The 2,275-nt window shown below is 64.6% G+C and carries 1 protein-coding gene; it reads right to left on the bottom strand.

All coding sequences use genetic code 11. From position 1 onward, the window contains the following. Positions 1-280 precede the first annotated feature (280 nt). On the bottom strand, positions 281-2,212 hold the full coding sequence (locus L0G76_RS15825) for an acetate--CoA ligase (RefSeq protein WP_304358088.1): 1,932 nt from the start codon (positions 2,210-2,212) through the stop codon (positions 281-283). Positions 2,213-2,275: the final 63 nt, after the last annotated feature.

Here is a 2,275-nt window from a genome sequence, read left to right as displayed (position 1 = left end):
GGGCCACCGGGGCCACCGTGGTGGCGGCGCTCGGCGTCGAGGCATGGGCCGATCGGTCGGTGCCTCGTTCGAACGCGGATACGCGGCAGGCTACAAGCACGGTGCCAGGTCCTGAACGTCAGGGAAGCGCGTCAGGGGAGCGAGTCAGTCTTCCGGGGTAGAGTGCCGCGCCCCCACCCCTCGGTGAGCCGAAGCGCCCGGTCGTATCGAAGCCTCCGCCCGTGACCGGAGCTCCGAGTCGTGCCCGAGCGCCCGGCCGCAACGGAGTGCTCAGGAGTACTCATCCGCGGTGGAGCACGGTCTCCAGGTCGTCGAGCACGGTCCGGTCCTCGATCGTTGAGGGCACTGCTGGAGAGTCGACTCCGTCGGCGATCTCGCGCATCGTCTTGCGCAGGATCTTCCCCGACCGGGTCTTCGGCAGGGCAGAGACGATGTCGACCTTTCTGAAGGCCGCGACCGGCCCGATCTCCTTGCGCACCAGCGCCACGAGTTCGGCGATGACAGTCTCCGGAGCGGCCGCCTCGGCGGAATCACCGAGGACGACGAGTGCACGCGGGCTCTGGCCCTTCGTGTCATCGTGAACGCCGATGACTGCGGTCTCCGTGACAGCGGGGTGGGAGGCGATGACGGCCTCGATCACACCGGTCGATAGGCGGTGACCGGCGACGTTGATGACATCGTCGGTGCGACCCATGACGAAGACATACCCGTCTTCGTCGAGATACCCCGAATCGCCGGTGAGGTAATAACCGTCGAATGCCGACAGGTATGAGGACACGAACCTGGAGTCATCGCCCCAGACGGTCGCCATCGTTCCCGGTGGCAGGGGCAGTTTCATAACGATGAGGCCTTCCTCGCCGGCCGGCATGGGCTTACCGGATGGGTCGAGGATCTCCACCTGGTAGCCGGGCACCGGCTTCGTCGGGGAACCCGCCTTGAGTGGGAACTGAGTGAGTCCGAGCGGATTGGCAGCGATCGGCCAGCCTGTCTCCGTCTGCCACCAGTTGTCGACGACGGGGATGTCACGGCCTGTCGCCTCGGCAAGTATCTGCGTCGTCCACTCATAGGTGTCCGGGTCGAGGCGCTCGCCGGCGAGGAATGACGCTCGCAGGCTGGCGAGGTCGTATTTCTTGATGAGCTCGCCGTCCGGGTCTTCCTTGCGGACGACGCGCATGGCTGTCGGTGCGGTGAAGTGGACGTTGACCTTGTGGTCTTCGATGATGCGGAAGAAGGTGCCCGCATCGGGGGTGCCGATCGGTTTGCCCTCGAACAGGACAGACGTGACCCCGGCCAACAGCGGTGCGTAGACGATGTAGGTATGGCCGACGACCCAGCCGACATCGGAGGCGGTGAACATCGTGTCGCCGGGATCGAGTCCGAAGATGCTGGGCATCGAGAATGCCGAGGCCACCGCATAGCCGCCGGAATCGCGCACGATGCCCTTTGGCTTGCCCGTCGTACCGGAGGTGTAGAGGACGTAGAGCTCATCGGTGGCCCTGACGGTGACCGGGTCAATGCCATCGGGGGTGCTCGCCAGCAGTTCGGCGTAGTCGAGGTCGTTCTCGCCCATCTCGCAGCGGTGCTCGTCGCGTTGGACGATGACGGTGAACTCGGGTTTGTTCTCGGCGATGTCGATCGCCTCGTCGACCATGGGCTTGTATTCGAGGACTCGGCTCTTCTCGACCCCGCAGGAGGTGGAGATGACGGCCTTCGGTGATGTGTCGTCGATGCGAACGGCGAGCTCATTGGGGGCGAAGCCGCCGAAGACCACCGAATGGATCGCGCCGATGCGGGCACAGGCGAGCATGGCGATGGCCGCCTCGGGGACCATGGGCATGTAGATGATGACCCGATCGCCTTTGACCACGCCCCTGTCGGCCAGTGCTCGGGCGAAGCGTGAGACCTCGTCGAGGAGCTCCGCATAGGTGATCGTGCGAATGGTGCCGGTGACAGGCGAGTCGTAGATGATGGCCGCCTGGTCCCCGCGACCGGCTGCCACATGCCTGTCGACGGCGTTGAAGCACACATTGAGTTCGCCGTCGGGGAACCACCGGTAGATCGGAGCATTCGAATCGTCGACGGCTCGAGTCGGCTCCGTGACCCAATCGATGTGATTCTTGGCCTGCTCGAGCCAGAACCCCTCAGGGTCGGCATCGATGCGAGCGACGACATCGTCGTAGCTGGGTGACTGCTCCTGTACGATCGTGTTCATGACTCCATTGTGACTCATGGCACATGACCTCGCCGAGGTGGACGGCAGAGAATTCGTGGTTCG

The organism is Brevibacterium picturae (assembly GCF_030453725.1).
In the GTDB taxonomy this organism is placed as follows: Bacteria; Actinomycetota; Actinomycetes; order Actinomycetales; family Brevibacteriaceae; genus Brevibacterium; species Brevibacterium sandarakinum_A.
The sequence above is the reverse complement of the archived record's forward strand: the minus strand, read 5'-3'. Positions and strand labels throughout refer to the sequence as shown.